The following is a 20,051-nucleotide window of genomic DNA, read 5'->3' as shown; positions in this document are numbered from 1 at the left end:
GTCGGGACGCTATGTGGTCAAACATGACATCATGCTCCGTCAGAGAGGAGGTGGCTGTATGCAAGACGTAAGGAATGCGCTCGGCAAGCTCGTCTGTCGGGCAGATAGAAAGCTGCGTCGCGTAGAAATAGTACGCAAGGGCCAGCTTACCGTGCTTACGTTCGAGAGCAATGGGACTATGCGCATAACGAATTTGCCCAAAACGTAGCACATCCTTGAGGATGTAAATAAATACCCGCCGATCCGCCAGACGGACAGGAGCCAAACGTCCTGCCCGTCCTTTTTTGCGCTTTCGGCCGGTTGCTCCTGCGGGTCTGAACCGAAGGAGCAATATATGGCCCGATTTTACGAAAGCAGGAACATTGACGACTCCCAAGCCCAATATCGCATTGTGGTGAGGACGCCTGACGGCAAACGAACCGAGATAAATCTGCCCAGGCAAGTATTCGAGGGCATAGAGGAACTTCAGCGTGAGTTCTGGCGAACGGAGCGCCGCGAGACAAGACACTCACTACACTTGGCGTCGATGGACGAAGCCTCTCTTGCCCCCAACAATCCCGAAAAAGACCCAGAGTTAATCTTTATGGAGAAGCTGGAATCCGAAGCGCTGTTTCAAGCGTTCCAGCAGATACCCGCCGCACAACGCAGGCGTTTTCTGATGAGGCACTTGCTTGGTATGCCCACGGCGAAGATAGCCGAAGTAGAGAGGTGCTCCGATCGCGCAGTGAGACGCAGCATCAGTCTTGCGCGAGAGAACCTGAAAGAGATTCTCTCTTCCGGTTTCTAGTGTTTTTCTCCGTGCGGGGTTCCGTTTCGCCCACCTAGCTGTCCGTCTCTATGAGGGAGGAAATCCCTCGATGGAACCTTGACAGCCCCATACCCGCCCGCCCTTGCAAGGTCAAGAGCGCGCCACGCCATGAGGGGCCTCGTGGGCGAGCGGGAGCCGCGGAAGCGGCGTTTCAGGCGGCCGCGGGTCGGACGACCCCGACTCTCGGCCGCAGTTACATATTGAAACGAAGGAGGTGCCTCATGGACGACCATCCGCGCAGGGGCGATGTGTTTTTCGCTTTCCTCGACCCCGTTCTGGGATGCGAGCAGGGAGGCACGCGTCCCGTCCTCGTCGTGCAAAACGATGCGGGCAACAGGCGCAGCAAAACTATCATCGTCGCCGCCATAACCGGCAAGCCCAAGGCGAACCTCCCCGTGCACGTACCCGTGCCCGCGTCGGCCGGGCTCAGGGAGGGCTCGGTCGCCCTCCTGGAGCAGCTGCGCACCATCGACAAGCTGCGCCTGCGCGGGAGGGCGGGGCACATCGGCGCCGAGCAGATGAGGCTTGTGGACGCTGCACTCGCCGTGAGCCTGGGGCTCAAAGGGCCGGGAGACGACTTCATGCTGCTCACGCTGTGCAGGAAGTGCCATCAGACGTTCTGCGACTCGGACGACTACCTGGTGTGGCGCGCGGACTTCGAGCAGGAGCAACGCGAGCCCTGCACCATCTGCAATACCCGCACGGGCTACGACTACAAGGTCGTGAGGAGATGACCGCGCGGCCTTTCGTCCCTTGTCAAGCATGCGATGCGGAAAATCGCATCGTTTCGCGCTCTGCCGAAATGGCTCATTATGAGCGTCGCGCGGAGGCGGCGTTTGACGACGAGGCGCTTTGCGGGGCCGACCCTGGCGGGCTGTTCCTGCCCGCGCTCGAACCGTACCCCTACATGATGACCCCCTGCCAGATAGCCGAGTTCACGGGCCTCACGTCGCAGGGCGTGAGGAAGCTGTTGGCGGCGGGCGAGATGCGCGGGGTCAAGTTCGGGTCGAAGTGGCTGGTTCCCAAGCTCTGCCTCCTACGCTATCTGAACAGGCGCGAAGATGGAGGAGAGAATGACGAAGACGCTCAAATGCGACAAGCCCGTGGATCTCGATGAGGCGAGGAAGGCGAAGGGGCTTCCCCGCAGGAAGCGCGACGACCCGAAAGCGACCGCCTACGAACTGCGCATCAGGGTGCCCGCCGAGTTCCAGGGGGTCATGGGGCGCAAGAAGCTGTCGCGGACGGTGTTCGCCCGCAACAAGCGCGAAGAACTCAGGGCGCGCATCGCCGAGTTCGAGGAAGATGCCAACAGAATGCTTGAAGATAGGACGACGGGGGTGGGCATTGGGGCGCAAGACGTTTCACCGCTGAGTCCCGCAACGCCTTTCGGAGAGTACGTTGAGCGTTACATTGCGCTCCGCAGCAATGGGGCCATAGGAAGGCAAACCCTAGCCAACGAGCGGCGATACGCCGAGTACCTGCGTGAGGTAATAGGGCTTATCCCCCTTCGCGATTTGACGGCGATGGACGTGGAGCGATGCCTGCTTCAGGTGCCCGAGATTTCGCGGCGGTGGGCAAACGAGCGCGTGGAGGAATGGAAAAGGAAACGCGAGCAGGCGGTGCGCGAGGGGAATCGACGGAAGAAGAAGCCGCTCGGCTCCCCGCGCGTTGCCGGGCCCGATATGCAGCACAAAATCCTCAAATTCTGCCGCGAGATCCTCAACGACGCGCTGGATAGGGAGCTCGTGCAGAAGAACGTGGCGAAGGCGCGCTTCCTCTCCAAGAACTTCAAGAAGAGCCGCCCGCTCATCGACCCTCTCATGGAGGAGGATGCGGCGCGGTTCCTCCACGAAGTGAAGGCGCTTCCCCTGTCGCCTTTCAAGGTGGCGTGCCTCGCCCTTTTCTCCAGCGGGATGCGCCCCGAGGAAGCACTCGCTTTGAAGATGGGCGGCGTCAACGTCGGCGGCGTCCCTTCGGCGAGAATCACCGGGTCGCTCGAACACGGGACGGCGGAAATCGTTGAGTATACGAAGTCCGATTCGTCGTACCGCACGGTTCCTATCGACGATTACACCTCCCGCGAGATAGGCAGATGGATAGAGGAGAAGAGCAGACGCCTGCGCGCCATGGGCATCAGGCCCGGCCCAAGCACGCCTCTCGTGGGAGAACTTGACAAGCCCCTCACCTACAACGTGCTCAAGAAGCAGTGGCAAAGGTTCGTGGAGAAGGTGGGGTTCGAGGGCGTGCGCCCCTACGCGCTGCGGCATACGTTCGCCACCATCAACCTCGCTCGCGGCGAGAACATCAAGACCATCTCCGTCATCCTCGGACACGCGTCGCCGTCCTATACGCTCGACCTCTATGTGGGCTACATCCCCTCGACAAGCAGGGAGCTATCCAACAGGTACGTCTCACGGCTCGAATCGCTGCCGCAGGCCGCATAGTTTTGGAACTTTTGTATTCCGCTGCGTTTTGCTTGGGATGCGTTATAATTCAAGCGCTGCGTTTAGTCAGCGAATGAATTGCGGGCGTCGCCAAGTGGTAAGGCCCAGGCTTCCCAATGTTTTGGCTGGCACGTTCCGCTCACTTCCCTTGCAAACCATTTTTTAAATAATCCCACTTCAAAGGGCGTTTTTACGCTCCCATTCCTTTAGTGGGAACGGCTTGCGAAACGGAAGAAACACTGGAAAATCCAGTCCTCCTCCCGCGTTTTCCAACCGCGTACCCCAGGCGGGGACGGGCGTCCCCGAACGCAGTACGCGGCGACGCGGGCGGGCTGCGGAGGGCCTTCGGGCCCCGCGGCCCCCTGAGATTCGACGCCTCCTGGCCTCCCGGGACGCGGCTTTGCCGCAGACGGGAGGAACACCGATGACATGCAGAACGATAGCCGTCGCCAACCAGAAGGGAGGGACGGCGAAGACGGCAACGGCGCTGAGCCTCGGAGTGGCCCTCGCGAGAAGGGGCCGCCGCGTGCTCCTCGTCGACGCCGACCCCCAGGGCGACCTGACCAAGTCCCTGGGATGGAGGGACCCGGACTCGCTGCAGACGACCCTCGCCACGCACCTCGCCGCGGCGATAGAGGGATCGGACGACGACCCCGCGGCGGGGACGCTCCGCCACCGCGAGGGCGTCGACCTCATGCCCTCCAACATCGAGCTTGCCGCCATGGAGATGGCGGTGTTCATGGCGATGTCCCGCGAGCGGATGATGGGCGCCTGGCTCGCGCCCATCAAGCCGGCCTACGACTACGTCATCGTCGACTGCGCGCCCACCCTGGGAATAATCCCCATCAACGCCTTGGCCGCCGCGGACAGCGTCCTCATACCGGTCTCCGCCGAGTACCTCCCGGCATCCGGCATGACCGGCCTCCTGAAGACCGTGAACCGGGTCAGGAGGCAGATAAACCCCAGCCTCTCCGTCGAGGGCATCCTCGTCACGCTCTACGATTCCCGCAACAACCTCGCAAGGGAGGTCGAGCGCGCCGTCAGAGGGCAGTACGGGAAGGCGTACCGCGTCTTCGAGACCGTGGTGCCCCGCGCCGTCTCCGCCGCGGAGTCGGCCGCTGCAGGGGAAAGCGTATTCTCGTACGACCCCGATGGCAAGGTTGCCGCGTCGTTCGCCCGCCTCGCGGAGGAGGTGGAGCGCCGTGGCTAGGAGGAGGGCGGCGGTGCCGCTGCCGAGCATCGAGGACCTATTCACGTCCCAGGAGGCGCGCGACTCCGCCGCCGCGGGCTCCGTGGAGCGCATCCCGCTCGGCCTCATCGACCCGTTCCCGGGTCACCCGTTCCGCGTCGCCGACGACGAAGAGATGGAGGCCCTCGCGGAGAGCGTCGCCGCGTGCGGCGTCCTCGTCCCCCTGACCGTGGTGCCCGGCGACGGCGGCAGGTACACGCTCGTGAGCGGCCACCGTCGCAAGCGCGCCGCCGAGCTCGCGGGCCTCGAGGAGGCGCCATGCATCGTGAGGGAGATGACGGAGGACGAGGCCGTCATCGCCATGGTCGACTCGAACCTGCAGCGCGAGAACGTCCTGCCGAGCGAGCGGGCCTTCGCCTACTCCATGAGGCTCGAGGCGATGAAGCGCCAGGGCGAGCGCACCGACCTCACTTGTGTTCAAAATGGACACAAGTCGAAGGGCAGGAAATCCAGGGACGTCCTAGCGGAGGAGCTGGGGACGAGCGGCGGCAAGGTCAGGCGATACCTTAGGCTCACGCACCTCGTCCCGGGTCTCCTCGACCTCGTCGACGAGGGCAGGATGCGCATGCTGCCGGCCGTCGAGGCCAGCTACCTGTCCGAGGAGGAGCAGGGCTGGCTGCTCGACGCCATCTCGGAGCACGCCTGCACGCCGTCGCACGCCCAGGCAATCAAGCTGAAGCGCTTCTCGCAGGAAGGCGCCCTCACGCACGCCCTCGTGCGGTCGGTCATGGAGGAGGAGAAGCCCAACCAGGTCGAGTCGTTCAGGATCCCCAAGAGAAGCATAGCCCGGTTCTTCCGGCCGTCCGCCACCCGCGAGGAGGTGGAGGCCCGCGTCGTGCTCGCCCTCGAGCTGCTCGAGCAGGCGGAGCGCAGGCGCGCCGCCCAGGAGAAGGGAGGGGAGCCGTGGGAAATGTGATACACAGGGGCAAGGGCTCGTTCACCCACGTCGAGAACACCGTCTTCTTCGACCGGTCCCTGAGCCTGAAGGCCAAGGGCATCTACTGCCAGATCCGCTCGCTCGAGGGCAACCCCGAATGGGTGTTCACCATCCGCGGGTTCGCCTCCCTGGTGCGCGACGGCGTGGACGCCGTGACCGCGGGCATCAGGGAGCTGGAGGAGGCGGGCTACATCATCCGGGCCAGGAAGCGCAGCGAGAACGGCCGGTTCCTCAAGGCGGAGGAGGCGACCTGGATAACGCTCGACGACCCCGCCATGCACGGGGCGGTCTCCGAGGAGCTGCGCGCGGAGGGCTTCGCCGTCCTCTCCGAGTTCTCCAGGGGCGGCTCCGGGTCCGGCGGCGGGGAGTCGGCGGCAGAGCCCCCGCGAGAGGGCGATGACGGGTGCGTACCTGAAAAAGCCCAGGTCGTTCCCAGAACGGGAAAATCCGTATCTGGCTCGGCCACATGCGGGAAAGCCACATCCGGAAAACCCATATCTGGAAAACCCATATCTGGAAAACCCGCCGCTATAAATTACTCATCGGATGGGAAGGACGAAAAAGATAAACGACTAAGCCCCTCTCCTGCGCCTGAGGGCGCCGCCGACGAGAGGGGCGAGGGCGAGGCGTTCGAGCCGTACAGGAAGGGCGAGTTCCCCGAGGCGTTCGAGCGGCTGTGCGCCGCGTCGCTCAAGCCCGTGACGTCGCTGAGGTTCAAGCGCGACTGCCGCGCCGCATGGCGGCGGCAGGTTGAGTCGGGGTTCTCGCCCGGGCAGATCGCCGACGCCTACGCCGCCTACGCGAGGGACTACTGGCTGCGCAACGGCGACGACGCCAAGCTCGCCAAGAACCTGCTGCGCTGGCTGGAGGGCGACGACGGCCTCGCCGCGTGGGCCGACGAGCCCGTGGCGCCCGACGTGGCCGGTCGCGGCGGAGAGCCGCTCGGCATGGCCGAGCTCGCAGAGGCCGACCCCGGCTTCGCCAAGCTCTGGCGCAAGGTGCAGGCGCGGCGCAACGTCGTGCTCTCGCTGCTCGTCGACAGGAGCCCAGATGCGACCAGGGACGACGTCGACCGGGAGTGCGCCGGCGACGCGCTGTACCGCCGCTACATGGACGCCTGCCAGGAGCGTTACAGCAGGTACCTGGAGCTGCACGGGGCGGGGCTGCTCGGGGGCGCGCCCGCGGGCCGCGGAACGACCGAGGGGAGGAAGGCCGTATGAGAATCGTCGCGAGGTTCCTGCGCTGGCTCTTCCGCGCGGTGTTCCGGTTCATGTGAGGGCGGGGGCGTTTCGCGAAGCGCCGTGCATTTCGGATGGAGCCGGGCCCCAGCGCGTATAATAGTGCGGTCACGCTAACTGAATACTCGTACGCCAAATACCGGACAGAGGGGCATCTGCCGTTTTGGGTATTTGGCGTACATTTCCCAACAGCGTGACAACTGAGGTGGATGCCTCTCTTTTCATGCCCCTTGAGGACATCCTTCCCTCGACGACGCCGCCAAGGAAAGGAAGCCCCTGTGGAAGGCACCCGTCAGACAACTCTACCCCAAGAGGTCGTGGACGCAATCGTGCGCTCGACCGAGAGGCTCGAAGGAGCCTCCTCGATCCTCTCCATGCTGGAGGACAAGGCGGGCGGCGAGCCCGTCACGGCGTCCGAGATAGCCGCGGTGCGGTGCGTGGTGGAGAGCTGCGCCGCCGACCTCGATGCGGCCTGGGCGGGGATTTAGGACGATTTTCGATAGACTAATTCATAGACTAGATAGACCAAACATTTAGTCTATCTAGTCTTCTCTCTAGTTTGCTTTTCCGCTCGGATTTGGCTTCGCTATGCGAACCGCCAGCCCTGGCGTCGTTTGCGCTAGGCGCCGACCCGGATAAAGCCGGATCAATCCGACGAATGGCCGGCATCCGCATGTCCTTTTGGCAGGAATTACCGCACTTTCCAGTAGCCGCGCGTTCCGCCTTCTCGAGCTATGACGCCCTTTTTCCGCAGCGATGCAAGCGTTCTCTCCGCCTGCCTCACGCTCATCTCGAGCTTGTCGGAAATCTTTCTCGCGCTCGTCTTGGGGTCGCTCTTCACCAGTGCGAGGACGCGCTCCTCCGTCTCGCTCAGCTGATTACCGACATGATTACCGACATTACCGACACGATTACCGACGTCTCCCGCGTTCATCCTGGGGATGCGGTTCTCGAGATCGTTTCTTAGCGTGAGCTTGAGGTAGTAGTCGTCCTGGCTCTCGTACTCGGGCTCCGGCAGGCCGGCGTCGGCCATCTCCTGGTAGATCTTGTCCACGCCCTCGTTGAGCTCGCGCACCCAGTCGAACGCCGTGAACACCCGCGCGAGGATGGGGTTGCGCGAGAAGCGCACGTGCCTGATGTTGTCAACTGTCACGATGTTGGGGAGCTTGCCCGGGCTCTGGATGAGCATGCGGTCGTCGTAGATGTACACGCGGATGTACTCGCCGCGGATGCTGTAGTCGCGGTGCGTGACGGCGTTCACGAGGCCCTCGAACCAGGCGTACTCGGGGTATTCCGGCACGGTCCTGAACTCCATCGTCCCGTGGACCTGGAACTGGAACTCCCTCAGCTGGGTCGATATGAACTCGCGCGCTTCGGGGATCGACTTCACGAGGGGGCCGTCGAACGTGCGGTCCTTGACGATCCGCAGGCCCGACCCGGTTCCGAGCTCGGTGCCGTCCACCCGGAGCACCCTGATCCTCATCTGCGGCAGGGCGACGCTCGGGCTCTCTCCGAACAGCATCATGCCCGCGTTGGTGAGATGCCCTCCTTTGAGCGCGCCGACGCTGCGCAGCAGCTTCTCGTCGCCCACGTCCGTCCCGAGGGCGCGCTTGTACATGGCGAGCGCCTCGCGGTCCACGTCCTCGATGCCGTAGTCGAGCAGCACCTCGCTTTCGAAGTAGTGCTCGCCCTTGTCGTACTCCAGCGCTCTGATCTGCTCATAGTCGAGCCAGACGCTCTTGTCCCCCTCTCGCAGGGCGACCTTTCCGTCCTTGCGGCGGCGGACGACGCGGCTCTCCTCGCACGCCACGTCCATGACGAGCACCTGGTCGTCCTCTCCCTTTTCGTTCACCGCCGGCACTCGGACTGTCGAGACCGAGGGGGCGGGCGAGAGCTCCGTCAGGTACGACTGCTCGAACCCCTCGATGCTGTGCGCCTTGTCGCGCTTGAAGCCCGTCACCGTGCCGTCGTCCTCGATGCCCACCACGAGTTTGCCGCCCGCCGCGTTGGCGAACGCCATCACGTGCTTGGCGATCTCGTCCACGTCTTTGCGGGCGCTTTTGCGGTCGAAGTAGTGGCCTTCCCTTGCCCCGGCGAAGTCTTCGACGTTGTTCTCCTCAAAGCGACGGTCCATGTGCCCTCCGTTCCTGATGGGCGTCATTTTACCAGCGCGCTCCTGAGACATCCTTCGTGCGCGCCCGTCTCCGTGACATCGCCGTATCAAGCTTCAGAACCCCGATCGCCCCAGCTTTCCCGCAACCGCACCGCCATGCGGTCCTGATGCGCCGAAACGCCGCTGCATGCTCCGATTGTTCACGCCCGCGTAAACGAAGTCAGCATGTCGAACCCCTGACCCCCTCGGATCGGTTCGAGCCCTTCCCGGAACCCGGGGCTCGCGCCGCCCCGGACCCGCGCCCAAGGGCGGGCCCTTGGGGATCCCCTTTCCCGGCCTCCCGGCCGGGCCGCACACCGCGCTTCCACGAAGGACCGAGCCTCGCGACGGCAGCCTGCCGCGGAACCCGCTTTCCCGGCAAGGGCCGCGATGCTTTCCCCGGTTCTTTTCCGGGAAGGAGGCGCCGGGCGTCCGCAAAACAACCCGGAAAACCACCGGCCGCCGGGGCGGCCTTCGCATTCCCCCCTTGCCGCGCGCGGAACCCGCGACGCCCTCCGCTTGCGCTGCGGGCGCATCGGCGGCCATCGAGGCATCGGTCGATGAGGGGCCGCGCCCGACGGCGCGGCGCGAGGCGAGAAGGAGGGCATCATGCCGAGGAGAAGGGCTTTCGTCCCAGAGAACACGCAGGCGATGTGGGAGTTCTGCAGGCACTGCGGGGCGCCGTTCCCGCCGGAGGAGACGGCGGTGCGGGGCGTGTGCCCCGACTGCGCGGAGGCGCGCTACGAGCCGTGCGGGAACTGCGGGAGCCAGACCCCGCGCGGCGAGCTGCGGAGGCGGAAGGCGACCCGAGGCGCCTGTGCCCGACGTGCGCGTCGGAGCTGACGAGGGTCTGCGACGGGTGCGGCAGGCGCCTTCCGCGGGAAAGCGGGTTCATCCGCGACGGGCGCGGGCGGGCGCTCTGCCCCGACTGCGCCGAGGGCTACGCGGAGTGCGCCGACTGCGGGGAGTGGTTCCCCGCAGGCGACATGGCGAGGCGCGACGGAGACCTGGTGTGCTGGCGCTGCTCCGCGCGAAGGCTCGACGGCGCCATCTGCTCCTACGGATACAAGCCGCGCCCCCGATTCCACCGGGCCGAGGGCGAGGCGGGAAACTCCCTCGTCCTGGGGATCGAGCTGGAGATGGACGGCGGCGACAGGGCGGCGGCCGTGGCGCGCATCGCGGAGAAGTGGGGCGAGGACTGGGTCTACTTCAAGAGCGACAGCTCGCTGGACTGCGGTGTGGAGCTGGTGACGCATCCCATAAGCCCGCTCGTCCTCATGTCCGAGGGCGGGCGCGCGATGTGGGCGGACGTGTGCGCCGCCGCCGTCGCCGAGGGGATGCGCTCGCACGACACGAGGACGTGCGGCCTCCACGTCCACGTGAACAGGGACTTCTTCGGGAAGGGCGAGACGGCTCGCGCCCTCGCGGAGTACAAGCTGCTCACCGTCGCCGACCGCTTCTTCGAGCCGCTCGCCATCTTCAGCCGCCGCAGGCGGGACAGGCTCGACCAGTGGGCGGGGCGCACGTGCCTGCCCGCGTCCCGCGACGGGTGGCTGGCGAGCGCCAGGGGCGCCGCCCGCGTCTCGAGGGACACCCGGTACCACGCGGTGAACACGACCAACGAGCACACCATCGAGTTCAGGCTGTTCAGGGGGACGCTCAAGCCCGAGACGCTTCTCGCGACCTTCCAGTTCGTCGCGGGGCTGTGCCACCTCGCCAAGGCGAGCACCCCCGGCATGCTGCAGCGCGTCAACTGGTACGAGCTGGCGGACGGAGTCCTGGACGCCTGCCCGACCGAGTCGGACGAGCTTGCCGCGTATCTGCTCGCCAGGGAGCTGATGACCGAAGGAAGGAGAGGGGCGCTATGTGCGTAATCGTGTACAAGCCGAAGGGGGTCGCCATGCCGACCCTCGAGACCCTGCGGAAGTGCTGGGAGCGCAATCCCGACGGCGCGGGGCTGATGTTCCCCGCTGGCGGGCGCGTCCGATGGCGGAAGGGATGCATGGAGTGGGAGTCGTTCGAGCGCGCGCTGCGCTCGCTGACGGAGGCGCGCGACACGCGGGGCATCCCCGTGGCGCTGCACTTCCGCATCGCCACCCACGGCGGGGTGAAGCCGGGATGCTGCCACCCCTTCCCCGTGTGCAAGGACTACGGGCGCATGCGGGAGACGGAGGGCGGCTGCGAGGTCGGGTTCATGCACAACGGGACGCTCAGCGGCCTCGAGACGGGGGCGGGCGTGTCCGACAGCATGGCGTTCGCCTCGGGCGTCCTCGCGCCGCTCCGCGCGATGTGCGAGGGGTTCGTGACCGACAAGCGCGCGTCCCGCCTCATAGCCTCGTCGACCCAGGGCTCGCGCTTCCTGCTCATGGACGGCGCGGGCGAGGTGGGCGTGTTCGGGCGGTGGGTGGCCAAGGACGGGGTGCTCTACTCCAACCTCAACCACCTCGCCGCCCCCGTCGCCCCGCCGCGATGGGACGAGGACGGCCAGGGGCGCCTCTTCGACGCGTTCGTGGGCTTCGACCCCGCGCCCTCGGACTTCGCGCAGCTCGGGCTGTTCCCCGCGTGCGTCGCCTGCCCGCTGCTCGAGGAGTGCGCGGAGTACCTGCCGTACTGCGCCGACGAGGCGCAGGCTGCGGAGACCGCCGACGCGATACTCGCCTAGCGTTCCGCCGCAGCGCCCCCAGGGCGCCGCGGCGGCGTGTCCACTATCCACCGCCCGCCCCTCCTCCGGGCCGCGGGGCGCACCCGGGAGGGACCGCGCCCCGCGGCGGCGCAGGGCGGCTACCCCCGGTTCGGCCTGCGCTTCACGGCGAGCAGCCTGAGGTAGTCCCCGAACTCCGACGCGTCGGTCGGCTCGAACATCACCCACTTGCCGTCGCGGTAGGTCGTCGCCTCTTCGTACCTCTCGCGGACCGACGGGGAAAGCTCGCCGAGCATCCGCTCGACCTTCGCCCGCTCGTTGCCGCCGAAGACGACCATGAACCCGACGCAGCCGCTTCTCGCGTGGAGGGCGCACAGCGTCCTGCCTCCCCGGCGGTACATGTACTCCAGGTCCCACCGCTTGCCTCCGGGGCCCCACGCGCGGTCCATCTCGTACCTCCCGTCGATGGCGGCGCAGAGCTCCCGCCAGACGGCGAGAAGGGGCTCGCCGAGCAGCTCGGCAAGCTCCTCCCGAGTCGGTTCCGTCCTTGCCATCCCGCCTCCTCCCTGCATCGACCCTCGGCTTCCCGCCTCGCTTCGTCGGCGCCATCCTGCCAGGATGCGGCAGGGCCGCCTGCCGGCCGGGCGCCCTTTCCCGGCGCCCTCCCGTCGCGCCGGGGCCGTCCTGCGCGGGACCCCGACGCGCGCCATTCCGCCGCGCGGCCTCCGGCGGCGCAAGGGACGCGGAAAACCTTCCGCCGGCTCCGCGGCGGAAGCTCGGGCCTGCGGTTTCCGCTTCCTCCCTTGCTCCGGCGGCGCTGCGCGCGGCGCGTGCGCGCCGACGGGGCGCCCGCACAGGGCGGGGCCCGCGACGAGCCAGGAGGTGCAACCATGGGAAACAGGGCGGTCATCACCACGCGCGAGCGGAAGGTCGGCCTCTACCTGCACTGGAACGGCGGCCGCGACACCGTGGAGCCGCTGCTGAGGTACTGCGAGCTGCAGGGCTACCGCCCGCCGAACGAGGACGACTACGGGTGGGCGCGGCTCGCCCAGGTGGTCGGCAACTTCTTCGGCGGCGCCCTGTCGGTCGGCGTCGGCGCCTACACCACCGACGTCCGCATGGACCCCGGCGACAACGGCGTCTACGTCATCGACGGATGGCGCATCGTCGAGCGGCTGCGAGCCGAGCGGCGCGAGGGCGGGTCGCCGCACGTCGTGCGCTTCGCCGAGGAGCGGGAGGGGCAGCGCGGCCACGGCTTCGACGAGATGCTGCGCGCCTTCGACGAGGCCATGCCCGAGCGGCTGAGACTCGGGGAGTTCCTGGACGCGGTCGAGGTCCCCGCCGGCGAGCTTCGGATCGGCGACGAGGTGTGGCTGCGCGGCGTCGACGGCTCCTGGGGGTCGTACCCCGTCGTCGGGTTCGGCCAGCCGGAGTGCAACAGGATCCCCGTCCGGGTCGAGACCCCCGGCGGCACGGCGAGGATCGCGTACCCCGACCTGCCCTACGTCGCCCGCTACGGCCGCGACGGGGACTTCTCCTGGAACTCCAACAACTACGTCCACGGCGACACGGCGAGGATCAAGCCACGTCCCGAGGACGCCTAGCCCCGAGGGGCGCCCGCCGGCGAGGCCCGGCGGGCGCGCCTTCGCGCGGACGCCGGATCCCCCTCGCGCCTCCCCGACCCGGCCGGACCCCCCGCGCCGCCTCGACCCCTCCATCCTCGCCGGGAACCGGACGCCCCCTCAAGGGCCGCGAAAACCTTCCGCGCGGCAGGGGCGCTCCCACGGCGTGCGGAAGCTCAGGCCCTCCGGGTTTCGCTTCCCCCCTTGCGGGACCGCCCGAACCCCGGCGGGGATCGGGCCACGAGGCGGGGCAGAAGGGCCCGGCCGGAACGATCAAGGAGGTCAACGATGGAGAATCTGAAGCAGCGCGCGGTCCAGGCGGCGGAGCGTTTCCTCCACCATCGCGGGTACGACGTCCTGGACGTGGGCTGGAAGTCCCCCGCCGGCGACATCGACATCGTGGCGCGGGACGGCGACGACCTGGTCTTCGTCGAGGTAGCGGCCCGGGACGGCGCCGCGGCGGGCTTCCCGCCGAGCCGCAACCAGGGCGAGCTCCGCGCCCGCCGCGAGAGGGCGGCGCTCGCCTACCTCGCGGAGAAGGGCGCGGACGAGGGCCCTGTCCGGTTCGACGACGTTGCGCTCGTGGCCGTCGGACCCGACCGGGCGCTGATCCGCCACCACATCAGCTCGCTCTCCGCGCTCGACGACGCCCTCACGGAGGTTGCCTAGACCTCCTGGCCCCTCCCGAGGGGCGAAGCCCCGGCCTTCGGGCCGGGGCTTTTGCGCAGCGGAGGTCGCCTTTCCGTTGACACGGGCGCCCTGAAGCGGTACCGTGGCCGCCGACATGCGAATCCGACACGGAAGGCGCGCGATGAGACCGCTCTGCATTGGAGGAGCCCTGGGCACGGCCGCCGACGAGGCAGCGCGCAGGGCGTGAGATAGGAAAGAGACGTCGGCGCGAGGCGCGGGGCCCGAGGTCCCGGCGCCCGCCGCGCCGTGCCTTGACCGGAAGACGCCGCGGGCCCTCGTCCGCGGCGTCTTCGCGTTCCGGGGCGTCCGGGGCGCGGCAGCTCGGGCGGCCGCAGGGCGCGCCGCCTCCGTCCGGATCCGAAAGGCTTTCACCCATGTCAACCCAAGCGTTCTTCGCCGAGGGCTCCCTGCCCCGGCGCATGGCGTCGTTCTCGACGCCCCTCGTCGCAGCCAACCTGCTCCAGTACCTCTACCAGTTCGCCGACATGGCCATAGTCGGCCACGTCCTGGGCGAGACGGCGCTCGTCTCCGTGAGCAACGCCTCGTCGGTCGCCTTCGTCATAAGCTCGATAGTGGTCGGCCTCACGGCGGGCGGCGGCGCGGTCGTCGCCCGCCACGCCGGCGCCGCCGACGTATCCGGCCAGCGCAGGGCCTTCTCTGCGCTCCTCGTCGTCTGCGCCGCGCTCTCGGCGGCGATCGCCGCGGCCTCCTTCTTCGGGGCGGTCCCGCTGTTCGCCGCCATGGGCGTGCCGGGCGGAGCCGCGGCTGACGCCGCTTCCTACATCCGCATCGTCGGCGGGGCGTCCTGCTGCTCGTTTCTCATGAACGCCGCCTGCGCGTTCCTGAAGGCGCAAGGGGACGCGCGCACGCCGATGCTGGCGATGGCGCTCTCCGCGGCGGGTAACGTCGCGCTCGACCTGCTGCTCGTCGCGGGCCTCGGCATGGGAGTCCCGGGGGCCGCCTGGGCGACCGTCGCCTCGCAGGGAGCCGCCGGAGCGGCGGCGCTCGCGGTCGCCCGTACGCGCTTCCCCGGCGCCCGCTCCCTCGCTCCGTCCCTGCGCGGCGCGCGGGCGGAAGCGCTCGAGGTGTTGCGCCTGGGCGTGCCGGGGGCCGTGCAGCAGGCGGTCATCAACGTCTCCTACGTGGTCGTGACCGCGATCCTGAACTCCTACGGGGCCGACGTCGCCGCGGCGGCGGGCGTGGGGCTCAAGGCGAGCACGCTCGCGGGGCTCCCCTGCTGGGCGGTCGGGCAGGCGATAACCACCGCCGCCGCGCAGTGCGTGGGCGCCGAAAGGCCGGCACGCGCGGTCGAATCGCTGCGCGTCGGGCTCGCCCTCGCCGTCGGCGTGACGCTCGCCATGCAGGCCCTCGTCCAGATCTTCGCCCCGCAGCTCGTCGCCGCGCTCGGCGCGCGGACGCCGGAGGTCGTCGACGCGGCGGTCCTCTACCTGCGGGTGACCTGCAGCGTGAACGGCCTCTTCTACGCGGCGATGTACGCCTTCGACTCGTTCGCGCTCGCTGTGGGCGCCCCGCGCGTGGTGCTCGCGAACTCGCTTTCGGACGCCTTCTTGGGCAGGGTTGGCCTCGCCGTCCTGCTGGGCGCGGCGGGCCTCGGCTACCTCGGCGTGTTCGCCGCTCAGGCGGCATCCCCGGTGCTGCCGTCGGTGGTCGGCGCGCTGTACGCCCGGCATTGGGCCAAGAGGAACGCCGGACAGGACGAGACGCTCTAGCAGCGGCAGGGGGAGGGATGGGCTTTCCTTCGCGAGCTCCAATGGACGACGCCGACGTCATGGTCGGGCTCATAGAGCAGGCTCGGCGGGAGCGCGGCATCAGCGTCGCCGAACTTGGTCGCCGCATCGGAGTCGACAGGAAACGCCTCTGGCGCGTCCTCAACGGCGAGAGGGCAATGCGCGTCGACGAGTTCGTCAGGCTGTGCGCCTTCTTCGGGATGGGGGTCGGAATGTTCGTGCCGACGAAGCCGGCGAGGGACGTTGATTTGGATGCGCCCCTTGGCATCGTCCCTAGCGGAAACCCGAGCCCTTCCCTCCCGTCTTCGCAACCCGCCACGCGGCATTCCTCGCGCGGCGGATCGGTGGTATCCTGACGGCGAAGGTAAAAACACGATCCCGTCGGGTAGTCGGGATGCGGGCGGCCCCGTTGCGGCAAGCCCGTCAGTAACCTGCCTCTTGGGTTGTCCCTCCTTCACGTAAGCGCGCGTGCTTCCCACGTGCGCGCGAGCATGCTCACATGCGGCGTGAAGGAGGACACATGAGCATGAGCAAACTCACGGTGCGGTTCGAGGACCCGTTCTGGGTCGGCATCATCGAAGTCGAGAGCGAAGGGGATTACCGCGTCGCCCGCCACGTGTTCGGCGCGGAGCCCACGACCCCGGAGGTCCTGCGCTTCGTGTGCGACAAGTGGCGGGAGCTCCGCTTCACGGACGGCATCCAGGTCCAGGTCGAGCAGGCGAAGCGGGTCAACCCCAAACGGCTCCGCCGGATGATCGAGAAAGAGATTCGGTCGAGCGCCCGCCGGGGGACGAAGGCGCAGCAGGCTCTTGCCGAGCAGCGCGAGGCGGCGAAAGGGGAAAGCGAGGCGCTTTCCCGCGCCCGCCGCGAAGAGCAGCGTCGCGAGAGGTTCGCGAAAAAGACCGAGAAGCGCAAGCAGAAGCACCGCGGGCGCTAAGGCTCATCGCCGCACCCCGCAGTTCATCAAATGAGCGCATCGCCACCAAGCCGGCAGCAGCAATGCGATCGCGCGGCGTCCGGAAAATGCGAAATGGTCGACGACGAAGGCCGCATCGTGATGCGGCTGGAGCAGGCGCGCGCCTACCGCGGCATCAGCGTTGCCGAGCTTGCACGCCGCGTGGGAGTCGACCGCAAGCGCCTCTGGCGCGTCCTCAACGGCGAGCGCGCCATGCGCGTCGACGAGTTCGTGAGGCTGTGCGTTTTCTTCGGGATGGGAATCGGGGCGTTCGCGACAGCGGATTTGATGCGCGAAATAAGAAGCGGAGGCATCGCGGAAGAGCCGGGGAGCCGCTGAACCCCGAACCAAAGCAAGAGGCCTGTTCGGTGTACACAGCACCCGGAACAGCTCTTGGCCGCCTCCTCCGCCGCCCGGCGATTGGGAGTGCTCCCTCGTTCCGAGGGCGTACCCCCGTCGGGGACAAACCGCCCCGGCCGGAGGCGGCGGCGCTCCGCCTCGCCTGCGCTCGGCTACGCTTCTCGCGGGGGATCCCCCGCGCCCCTGCGGCGGTTCCGCCGCTTCACGCCCAAGTCCTAAGGAGGCGAGCCGCCGTTTGGAAAGGCGCCCCAAGCAGATGCACCTGCGCATGTCCGAAAGTGAGCTCGTCGCGGCCAAGGCGCTCGCAGGCGAGCTCGACATGACGGTCTCCGACCTCGTGAGGGTCCTTCTGCAGCTTCCCGCGGATTCCGTCGGCACCGGCGCCCGCCTCGTGGTAGTCGACCGCACGACCGCCGCCAAGCTCTCCCGCGAGATGACGCGCTGGGGGCACCACTACAACCAGGCGGTCCACGCCCTCAACGCCATCGCGTACTACCTGAGGGCGAACGAAATGGACGCCCCCGACGTCCTGGAGGAGCTCGCCCGCGCGGAGCGCAAGCTCGAAGAGATGCGCCCGGCGGTCGAGTCCCTGCGGGGCGAGGTGGCCAAGCTGTCCGGCGAGGCGCTCGCCGCCCTCTGGAGGTGAGCGGCTTGCCCATGCTCAAGGCCATCTCGGGCCACACCTCGACGAAGGGGATCCGCCGCTACCTCACGAAGAAGAACCGAGCCCTCGCGGAGGACTGCCTCAACCTGGACCCTCCCGAGCCCGGGAGGGCGTTCGACTGGGCCGCGGCGATGGACGAGACGCGCCGCCTTTTCGGCAACGACTCGGCGTGGCGCGGGCGGCGCGCCCGCACGTACAAGCACTACGTCGTGTCGCCCGACCCGAAGGACGGGGTCTCGCTCGACGGCCTGCGCGCGCTCGCGACCAGGTGGGCGCAGGAGAGCTTCCCTAACCACGAGGTCGCCATCGTCTACCACGACGACAACGCCAACGGCATCCCGCACGCCCACGTGGTCGTGAACAACACCGACGTCGAGACGGGGAGGCGGCTACAGGACCCCGACCCGAAGGCGCTCGCGAGGTCGCTCCAGAGAATCGCGGAATCCCTCGGCATGTCCCCGCTGGAGCCGCCCGCCCCCTCCGGCGTCGCAGCCCGAGCGGCGAGGCGAGGCGCGCGACGCGCGCCTGCGACGCACCGCGACGAGCACGTCCGACGGGCAGAGAGGGAGCTCGCCGAGCGCGGCGAGTACTCCTGGGTGGCCGACATCCGCGCGCGCGTGAAGGTGGCGCGCTCGGTGTCCCGCAGCGAGGCGGAGTTCCGCAGCCTGCTCGCTTCGCTGGGCGTGAAGGTCTCGGATAACTCCCCGAGGGCGGCCCGGAGGGATTGGGTCTACTCCCTCGCCGACGCGCCGACCCGGAAGGTGAGCGGAGAGCGACTGGGGCTGTCGTACGGACGCGAGCGGCTCCAACCCCTGCTCCGCGCAGGCGGGGCGCGCAGGATCGCGGACGCGGGCGAGAGGGCGATAGCCGCAATCGCGCGCCGCGCAGTCGAGGTCGGCGATTTGGAAGAGCTCAAGACCCTGTCCGAGGCGGTCGCCCTCATCGAGTCGTCGCGCGCATCATGCGCCGCAGACCTCGACGGGCTCGCCGCAAAGGGCGCGTCGCCGCGCCTCGTCGAGTACGTGCAACAGGCCGGCATCCTCCCCGAGGAGCGTCCCGCCGCGCCGAGGACCGCGCCCGAGCGAAGCCTCCGGCAGGCAGCCCGCCATCGGCAGCCCCCGCGGGACGACGCCGCACCCGCACCCCGCAGGGATGAAAGGGGAAGGGAGGGGCGCGAGAGGTGATAGTGAAGGCGTACTACTCCTGCGGGCGCATAGACGTCTTCGACACCGACCGCCTCGTCGACGGGATCCCGCAGCCCGGAAACCTCCTCACCAACTACACGCTCGACCTGTCCGACGTCGGAGGGAACGGCCTTTGGCTGCGCACCTACTACCACGAGGCGTCAGACGCGTACCGGGACGAGCCGGGGCCGACGGGGCTTCCCGTTGCCCGCAGGCGCGACGGGTGGAGCTTCCTCATCGCCGACGGCGACGACCTGGAGCGCCTGAACCGCCTGACCGTGGACGGCGATACCGTGCTCGTCAGGATCGCGGGAGAACTGGTGGACGCGGCGGCGCTGTCGTGGGCTTGGGAGTGCGCGGAGGGATTCTCGCCCAAGGCGATGGAAGCGTATCGATTCCTTCTGGGCTACTCGGCTGGTCGAGAGGCGGATGTCCTCGATGCCATGGGAGTGCCCCCGGAATGCTTCAAGGCGATGCTGTCGGGTATGCGGCCCGATACCCCGAGCGAACCTCGATTCTGAGAGGGCACGCCCCGTTCGCGAGCCTTTGGCATTATACTGAGCCGATGGAGCATCTGACCACATACACCACCTCGCAGATCGCGCGCTTCGCGGGCGTGCATCCGAACACGATTCGGCTGTACGAGCGCCTCGGATTCATCACGGCGCCCAAAAGGCGCCCGAACGGCTACCGGGTGTTCACGGAGCTGCACGTATCACAGGTCCGGTTCGTCCGCGCCGCGCTCAAGGTCGAGCTGGTGCACAACGGCCTGCGCCGGGAGGTGCTCGCAATCATCGACGCCATGGCACGGCAGTCCTACGGCGAGGCGCTCGAACTGACGGAGCGGCGCATAGGGCATCTGCGCCGCGAGCGAGCCGCCGCCGAAGAGGCGCTGCGCCAGGTCCGCAGGCTGCTCGAGCAAGCAGGCGAGCCCGACGCGTCCGGCGAAGAACTCATGCTCACGCGCAAGCAGGCGGCCGCCCGCCTCGACACCACGATTGACACACTGCGCAACTGGGAGATGAACGGGTTGCTGCAGGTCAGGCGCAGGGTGAACGGCTACCGCGTCTACACCGCTGCGGACATCAACCGGCTCTCCATTATCCGCGCCCTGCGCACGGCGAACTACTCGCTCGCCTCCATCCTGCGCCTGCTCGGCGCGCTCGACCGCGACGCGGCCGCCGACATCGGGCGGGTGCTTGACAGCCCCGACCCCGAGGACGAAATCATGACGGTCTGCGACCGCCTGCTCACGTCCCTCGATGCGGCGGAGCGCAACGCCTTCGAGATGACAGACCTCCTTCATCGCATGGAGGAAATCCCCGCAGCCTAACCCTCCACTTTGCCACCAGGGTTCGC

At 68.0% G+C, this 20,051-nt stretch carries 22 protein-coding genes; 20 read left to right on the top strand and 2 right to left on the bottom strand.

The features are described from left to right. Positions 1–334 precede the first annotated feature (334 nt). The 8 genes from ABGT83_RS10570 to ABGT83_RS10535 all read left to right on the top strand — a co-directional run bounded on the left by ABGT83_RS10570 (position 335) and on the right by ABGT83_RS10535 (position 7,164). Positions 335–787 (top strand): RNA polymerase sigma factor, encoded by a 453-nt coding sequence (locus ABGT83_RS10570; protein ID WP_013981114.1) that lies wholly within the window; start codon positions 335–337, stop codon positions 785–787. A 242-nt stretch (positions 788–1,029) separates the two neighbouring features. Next, positions 1,030–1,542, top strand: a complete 513-nt coding sequence (locus tag ABGT83_RS10565; RefSeq protein WP_009305495.1) for a type II toxin-antitoxin system PemK/MazF family toxin — start codon at positions 1,030–1,032, stop codon at positions 1,540–1,542. A gap of 68 nt (positions 1,543–1,610) precedes the next feature. Then, positions 1,611–1,925, top strand: a complete 315-nt coding sequence (locus ABGT83_RS10560; protein ID WP_239442811.1) for a helix-turn-helix domain-containing protein — start codon at positions 1,611–1,613, stop codon at positions 1,923–1,925. Then, entirely contained in the window at positions 1,882–3,252 is a 1,371-nt protein-coding gene (locus ABGT83_RS10555) for a tyrosine-type recombinase/integrase (RefSeq protein ID WP_009305493.1), read from the top strand. The genes ABGT83_RS10560 and ABGT83_RS10555 overlap by 44 nt, the downstream gene beginning before the upstream one ends. Before the next feature lie 424 nt (positions 3,253–3,676). After that, positions 3,677–4,462: a ParA family protein gene (locus ABGT83_RS10550; protein WP_346687498.1), complete on the top strand. Its 786-nt coding sequence runs from the start codon at positions 3,677–3,679 to the stop codon at positions 4,460–4,462. Then, on the top strand, positions 4,455–5,417 hold the full coding sequence (locus tag ABGT83_RS10545; RefSeq protein WP_346687496.1) for a ParB/RepB/Spo0J family partition protein: 963 nt from the start codon (positions 4,455–4,457) through the stop codon (positions 5,415–5,417). The genes ABGT83_RS10550 and ABGT83_RS10545 overlap by 8 nt, the downstream gene beginning before the upstream one ends. Next, positions 5,405–6,658, top strand: a complete 1,254-nt coding sequence (locus tag ABGT83_RS10540; RefSeq protein WP_346687495.1) for a hypothetical protein — start codon at positions 5,405–5,407, stop codon at positions 6,656–6,658. Before ABGT83_RS10545 ends, ABGT83_RS10540 begins: the two co-directional genes overlap by 13 nt. Before the next feature lie 296 nt (positions 6,659–6,954). Next, a complete protein-coding gene (locus tag ABGT83_RS10535) occupies positions 6,955–7,164 on the top strand; it encodes a hypothetical protein (protein WP_346687493.1) in 210 nt (69 codons plus the stop codon). 203 nt (positions 7,165–7,367) lie between these two features. Here the strand turns inward: ABGT83_RS10535 and ABGT83_RS10530 are convergent, their stop codons facing one another. Then, a complete protein-coding gene (locus ABGT83_RS10530; RefSeq protein WP_346687491.1) occupies positions 7,368–8,810 on the bottom strand; it encodes an ATP-binding protein in 1,443 nt (480 codons plus the stop codon). A gap of 767 nt (positions 8,811–9,577) precedes the next feature. Here ABGT83_RS10530 and ABGT83_RS10525 point away from each other — a divergent pair. Together ABGT83_RS10525 and ABGT83_RS10520 are read left to right on the top strand one after the other, a co-directional pair. Further along, a complete protein-coding gene (locus tag ABGT83_RS10525; RefSeq protein ID WP_346687490.1) occupies positions 9,578–10,702 on the top strand; it encodes an amidoligase family protein in 1,125 nt (374 codons plus the stop codon). Next, positions 10,693–11,490 (top strand): hypothetical protein, encoded by a 798-nt coding sequence (locus tag ABGT83_RS10520; RefSeq protein ID WP_346687488.1) that lies wholly within the window; start codon positions 10,693–10,695, stop codon positions 11,488–11,490. The genes ABGT83_RS10525 and ABGT83_RS10520 overlap by 10 nt, the downstream gene beginning before the upstream one ends. 119 nt (positions 11,491–11,609) lie before the next feature. Here ABGT83_RS10520 and ABGT83_RS10515 read toward each other — a convergent pair whose 3' ends face one another. Next, positions 11,610–12,023, bottom strand: a complete 414-nt coding sequence (locus tag ABGT83_RS10515; RefSeq protein WP_346687486.1) for a DUF3788 domain-containing protein — start codon at positions 12,021–12,023, stop codon at positions 11,610–11,612. 336 nt (positions 12,024–12,359) lie between these two features. Here ABGT83_RS10515 and ABGT83_RS10510 point away from each other — a divergent pair, with 336 nt between their 5' ends. From ABGT83_RS10510 to ABGT83_RS10465, 10 genes are all read left to right on the top strand, one after another. Next, positions 12,360–13,073 carry a hypothetical protein gene (locus ABGT83_RS10510; RefSeq protein WP_346687484.1) on the top strand — a complete coding sequence of 238 codons (714 nt, stop codon included), beginning with the start codon at positions 12,360–12,362 and terminating at the stop codon, positions 13,071–13,073. Positions 13,074–13,379: 306 nt separating this feature from the next. Beyond that, entirely contained in the window at positions 13,380–13,760 is a 381-nt protein-coding gene (locus tag ABGT83_RS10505; RefSeq protein ID WP_346687482.1) for a YraN family protein, read from the top strand. A 395-nt stretch (positions 13,761–14,155) separates the two neighbouring features. Further along, positions 14,156–15,511, top strand: coding sequence for an MATE family efflux transporter (locus ABGT83_RS10500; RefSeq protein WP_346687480.1), 1,356 nt, complete (start codon positions 14,156–14,158; stop codon positions 15,509–15,511). A gap of 17 nt (positions 15,512–15,528) precedes the next feature. After that, the gene (locus ABGT83_RS10495) at positions 15,529–15,885 is read left to right on the top strand and encodes a helix-turn-helix domain-containing protein (RefSeq protein ID WP_346687478.1); all 357 of its coding nucleotides are present in this window, start codon (positions 15,529–15,531) and stop codon (positions 15,883–15,885) included. A gap of 164 nt (positions 15,886–16,049) precedes the next feature. Further along, positions 16,050–16,466, top strand: coding sequence for a YjdF family protein (locus tag ABGT83_RS10490; RefSeq protein WP_346687476.1), 417 nt, complete (start codon positions 16,050–16,052; stop codon positions 16,464–16,466). Between the two features lie 93 nt (positions 16,467–16,559). Further along, the gene (locus ABGT83_RS10485; protein WP_346687474.1) at positions 16,560–16,823 is read left to right on the top strand and encodes a helix-turn-helix domain-containing protein; all 264 of its coding nucleotides are present in this window, start codon (positions 16,560–16,562) and stop codon (positions 16,821–16,823) included. Between the two features lie 289 nt (positions 16,824–17,112). Beyond that, positions 17,113–17,490, top strand: coding sequence for a hypothetical protein (locus ABGT83_RS10480; RefSeq protein ID WP_346687472.1), 378 nt, complete (start codon positions 17,113–17,115; stop codon positions 17,488–17,490). An 11-nt stretch (positions 17,491–17,501) separates the two neighbouring features. Continuing rightward, the gene (locus ABGT83_RS10475) at positions 17,502–18,692 is read left to right on the top strand and encodes a relaxase/mobilization nuclease domain-containing protein (protein ID WP_346688033.1); all 1,191 of its coding nucleotides are present in this window, start codon (positions 17,502–17,504) and stop codon (positions 18,690–18,692) included. Then, positions 18,689–19,213, top strand: a complete 525-nt coding sequence (locus ABGT83_RS10470) for a hypothetical protein (RefSeq protein WP_346687470.1) — start codon at positions 18,689–18,691, stop codon at positions 19,211–19,213. The genes ABGT83_RS10475 and ABGT83_RS10470 overlap by 4 nt, the downstream gene beginning before the upstream one ends. Positions 19,214–19,257: 44 nt before the next feature. After that, complete coding sequence (locus ABGT83_RS10465) at positions 19,258–20,025, top strand: MerR family transcriptional regulator (protein ID WP_346687468.1); 768 nt, start codon at positions 19,258–19,260, stop codon at positions 20,023–20,025. Positions 20,026–20,051 lie beyond the last annotated feature (26 nt).

It is taken from the genome of Enteroscipio rubneri, from assembly GCF_963929405.1.
Taxonomy (GTDB): Bacteria; Actinomycetota; Coriobacteriia; order Coriobacteriales; family Eggerthellaceae; genus Enteroscipio; species Enteroscipio rubneri.
This window is presented reverse-complemented; position numbering and strand designations above follow the sequence as displayed.